The organism is Nostocoides australiense Ben110 (assembly GCF_001050535.1).
GTDB classification, from domain to species: Bacteria; Actinomycetota; Actinomycetes; order Actinomycetales; family Dermatophilaceae; genus Nostocoides_A; species Nostocoides_A australiense.
This window is the reverse complement of the sequence record NZ_HG764815.1, coordinates 2,696,310-2,700,394: the sequence shown is the minus strand read 5'-3', so window position 1 is coordinate 2,700,394 and position 4,085 is coordinate 2,696,310. Positions and strand designations below refer to the sequence as shown.

4 protein-coding genes are annotated in these 4,085 nt (G+C 71.3%); 1 reads left to right on the top strand and 3 read right to left on the bottom strand.

Translation table 11 applies throughout. The features are described 5' to 3' along the window. A partial coding sequence (locus BN11_RS13005) for a GH36-type glycosyl hydrolase domain-containing protein (protein WP_407667983.1) occupies nucleotides 1–1,627 on the top strand: 1,627 nt, incomplete at its 5' end. A 74-nt stretch (nucleotides 1,628–1,701) separates the two neighbouring features. Here the strand turns inward: BN11_RS13005 and BN11_RS13000 are convergent. The 3 genes from BN11_RS13000 to BN11_RS12990 all read right to left on the bottom strand — a co-directional run. Further along, the gene (locus BN11_RS13000; RefSeq protein ID WP_048698340.1) at nucleotides 1,702–2,625 is read right to left on the bottom strand and encodes an RluA family pseudouridine synthase; all 924 of its coding nucleotides are present in this window, start codon (nucleotides 2,623–2,625) and stop codon (nucleotides 1,702–1,704) included. Further along, a complete protein-coding gene (lspA, locus tag BN11_RS12995) occupies nucleotides 2,618–3,166 on the bottom strand; it encodes a signal peptidase II (RefSeq protein WP_048698339.1) in 549 nt (182 codons plus the stop codon). The genes BN11_RS13000 and lspA overlap by 8 nt, the downstream gene beginning before the upstream one ends. Further along, a partial coding sequence (locus BN11_RS12990; protein WP_048698337.1) for a TraR/DksA family transcriptional regulator occupies nucleotides 3,139–4,085 on the bottom strand: 947 nt, incomplete at its 5' end. The genes BN11_RS12990 and lspA, both read right to left, overlap by 28 nt.

Genomic DNA, 4,085 nt, shown 5'->3' with positions numbered 1-4,085 from the left:
CGCCGCGGCCGATGCGGATGCGGCACGGGCCGCCATCGCCCGGCAGCGCCGCGAGCGCCCCGAGCAGCAGCTGGCCACCGTCGAGGCGGCCTGGTCGCGGATACTGGACCAGGTCGAGGTCCGCACCCCCGACCCCACCTTCGACCTGATGGTCAACGGCTGGCTGCTCTACCAGACGCTGGCCGCGCGGGTGCTGGGCCGCACCGGCTTCTACCAGACCAGCGGCGCGTTCGGGTTCCGCGACCAGCTGCAGGACGGGATGGCCGTCGTGCTCGTCGACCCGGCCCTGGCGCGCGAGCACCTGCTGCGGGCCGCCGGCCGGCAGTTCCCCGAGGGCGACGTCCAGCACTGGTGGCTGCCGGAGGGTGGGGCGGGGATCCGCACTCGCATCACCGACGACGTCGTCTGGCTCGCCACCGCTGTCACGCGGTATGTCGCCGTCACCGGGGACGTGGGGATCCTGGATGTCGAGGTGCCCTGGCTGGACGGCCCGGCCCTCGAACCGGGCCAGCACGAGAACTTCTTCACCCCCACCGTCACCACACGCACCGACCCCCTCTACGTCCACTGCACGCGTGCCCTCGAACATGCCCTGCGGACCGGCAGCCACGGATTGCCGCTGATGGGCTCGGGCGACTGGAACGACGGGATGAACCGCGTGGGTGTGCACGGCCGGGGCGAGAGCGTCTGGCTGGGCTGGTTCCTGCTGCATACCCTCGACGGTTTCCTCCCGTTGGCCCGGGGGCGGCGCGACTTCGCCTTCGTCGCCCGCTGCCGGCAGGCCGCCGAGGAGGTGCGGCAGGCGCTGGAGCGGGAGGCCTGGGACGGGCAGTGGTACCGTCGGGGCTACTTCGACGACGGCACCCCACTGGGCTCGGTGACCCGGCCCGAGTGCCAGATCGACTCCATCGCCCAGAGCTGGGCCACCTTGTCCGGGCAGGGCGACCCGGCCCGGGCCGCGGAGGCGCTGCGCGAGGTGGACCGTCGTCTGGTCATGCACGAGGAGGGCATCGCCCGGCTGTTCACCCCGCCGTTCGACACCTCCGAACCGGACCCGGGATATGTCCGCTCCTACCCGCCGGGCATCCGCGAGAACGGCGGCCAGTACACCCACGGGGCGAGCTGGCTGATCTTCGCGTATGCGGAGCAGGGTTGGGAGGACAAGGCCGGTGAGCTGTTCGACCTGATCAACCCGGTCTGGCACGGCTCGGGCCCGGAACGGATCGAGACCTACCGCGTCGAGCCGTATGTCGTGGCCGCCGACGTCTACTCCGTCCAGCCGCACGTGGGGCGCGGCGGCTGGACCTGGTATACCGGGTCGAGCGCCTGGCTCTACCGGGCCGCAGTGGAGGCGATCCTCGGGCTGCAGCGCCGGGGCGACCGGTTGCTCATCCGGCCCTGCCTGCCGCCGTCGTGGACGAGCGCGCAGGCCGACATCCGGGTGGGCGCGGCGCAGTATGCCGTGCAGTTCAGCGCCCCGCCCGGCGCCCCTGGCGTGCGGCGCCGGGTGGCCACGACGACGATGGACGGCGTGCCCGTGCCCGACCCCCAGGTGCTGCCCCTGCGCGACGACGGTCGACGGCATACCGTCATCGTCACCCTGGCCCGGGACGACCAGCCGAGCTGACGAAGGGGGCGAGGCGCCAGCCGTCCGCCTCGCGCCGGCGGACTGCCCGACGGCGGAGGGGCCGAGCACTCATCTCAGCCCGCCAGCTTCTCCAGCGCCAGTTCGAGGTCGGGCGCGTAGGGACTCTCGAAGCTCACATACTCCCCCGTGCCGGGATGCTCGAAACCCAGCCCCACGGCATGCAGCCACTGGCGCTCCAGGCCGAGCCGCTTGGCGAGGACGGGGTCCGCGCCATACGTCAGGTCCCCCACGCACGGGTGCCGCAGCGCCGAGAAGTGCACCCGGATCTGGTGGGTGCGTCCGGTCTCGAGATGGATCTCCAAGAGCGCCGCCGCGCGGAAGGCCTCGATCAGTTCGTAGTGGGTCACCGACGCGCGCCCGGAATCCATCACCGCGAACTTGTAGTCGTAGGACGGATGCCGCCCGATAGGTGCGTCGATGGTCCCGACGAGCGGGTCCGGCAAGCCCTGGACGAGCGTGTGATAGGTCTTGTCGACCGTGCGCGTGCGGAAGGCCTGTTTCAGCCGCGAGTAGGCGTATTCACTCTTGGCGACCACCATCAGCCCGGAGGTGCCGACGTCGAGCCGGGAGACGATGCCCTGCCGCTCCGCCGCGCCGGAGGTGGTGATCTGATAGCCGGCCGCGAGCAGCCCGCCGAGCACGTCCGGTCCGTCCCACCCGACGCTCGGGTGCGCTGCGACCCCCGCGGGCTTGTCGACGACGATCAGGTCGTCGTCGGCGTGGACGATCCGCAGGTCGGGGATGTCCATCGGTATGACGCGTGGTCCCCCGGTCGGGGACGGGATCGTCACCTCGAGGAGGTCGCCCGCGACGACCTTCGCCGACTTGGCCACCGCCGCGGAGTTGACGAGGATCGCGCCGCAACCTGCGAGGTCCGCGGCCTTCGAGCGCGAGAGCCCGAGCAGGCGGGCGACGGCGGCGTCCACGCGCTCGCCGGCCAACCCCTCGGGGACCAGCACCGTCTTCGTCTCAGCCATCCGAGCGCTCCGAGCGCCAGGACACGGCCACCAGGACCAGCGCCGCGACGACGATGGCGATATCGGCGACATTGCCCACGAACCAGCCGAAGTAGTCGATGAAGTCGACGACGTGGCCCCGCAGGAAGCCCGGCTCCCGGGCCGCCCGGTCGATCAGGTTGCCGAGCGCCCCGCCGGCGATGAGCCCCAGGCAGAGCGCCGAGACACGCGACAGCGCCCTGGTGTGCACGTAGTAGAGGAGCCCGGCGACGATGAGCAGCGCGACCAGCGTCACGACGATGGTGGCGGTGTCGAGGCTCGAGAAGGCGGCCCCCGCGTTGCGGACGAGCCGCAACCCGATCAGGTCGCCGATGAGGGGCTTGCTCACGCCGGGCGTCAGGGTATGCAGTGCCCACAGTTTCGTCGCCTGGTCGGCGGCGAGGGTGGCGAGGGCGACCACCCAGACGAGGGCGGCCCGCCGTCTCCTTCCGGTATGCGGTCGGGCCGGGTGCTCGCCGGTCGGGTCCTCGTGCGTCAGCGGCGTTCCTGTTTGCTCTTGCATGGCACACATAGGGTCGCACGTGGATTGGCTTCGAGCCGCAGCTTGCCGATGGGCTGCCCGCAGTTCTCGCAGATCCCGTAGGTCCCGTCGTCGATGCGTTCGATCGCGTGCTGGTCCTGCAGAAGCATCTCACGGGCGTTGTTGGCCAGGCTCATCTCCTGCTCGCGTTCGAGCGTCTTGCTGCCCGCGTCGGCCTGGTCGTCACCCGCGCCGTCGCCGGACTGCCGCATCAGCGCGGCGACCTCGTGCTCGGCCTCGGTGATCTCGACCCGCAAGGTCGCGATATCGCCTTCGATGGTGGCGCGGATCTCGGCGATCTCCGCCGCCGTCCACGGCTGCTCACCCTCCTTGACGGCATACCGATGGCCGGTGCCGGTATGCCGCGACCCGCCCCCGGGCGGCGCAGCCGGGGCTGCTTTCGCCGCGCGCTTGGCCGGAGCCTGGTTTGTCGCTGCCTTCTTGGCCGGAGCCTTCTCGGTCGCAGCCTTGGTCGCGGTCTTCGTGGTCGCGGTCTTTGTGGTCGCAGCCTGCGTCGGGCCAGCCTCCTTCGTGCCGGCCTCCTTCGTGGCAGCCTCCTTCGTGGCAGCCTGCTCTGGCGCCGGCGCGCGCTTGGCCGACGTCTTCGCCGCCGTCGCGGTGGCAGCACGCTTCGCGGCGGGGGCCTTCGCTGCCGGCTGGGTCGTCATCGTCTTCTTGGTGCCCGCAGTCTGCTTGGCGACAGCAGTCCGATTGGAGGCGGCAGCTTTCGCGGAGGCAGCCGCGCCGGCGGACTTCTTGCCGGCGGCCGGCTTGCTCGCTGCGGTCTTGGCCGTTGCGGTCTTGGCGGACGCGGCCGTCTTGGTTGGCGGCGCCTTGGTAGCGGCTGTCTTCTTGGTGGCAGGAGGCCGCTTGGAGGCAGCAGCCTTTGTTCCGGTTGCCT

What these genes read in the sequence shown, in the direction of transcription:
- lspA (WP_048698339.1), bottom strand. Translation starts at nt 3,166, where the DNA reads ATGCAAGAGCAAACAGGAACGCCGCTGACGCACGAGGACCCGACCGGC.
- BN11_RS13000 (WP_048698340.1), bottom strand. Translation starts at nt 2,625, where the DNA reads ATGGCTGAGACGAAGACGGTGCTGGTCCCCGAGGGGTTGGCCGGCGAG.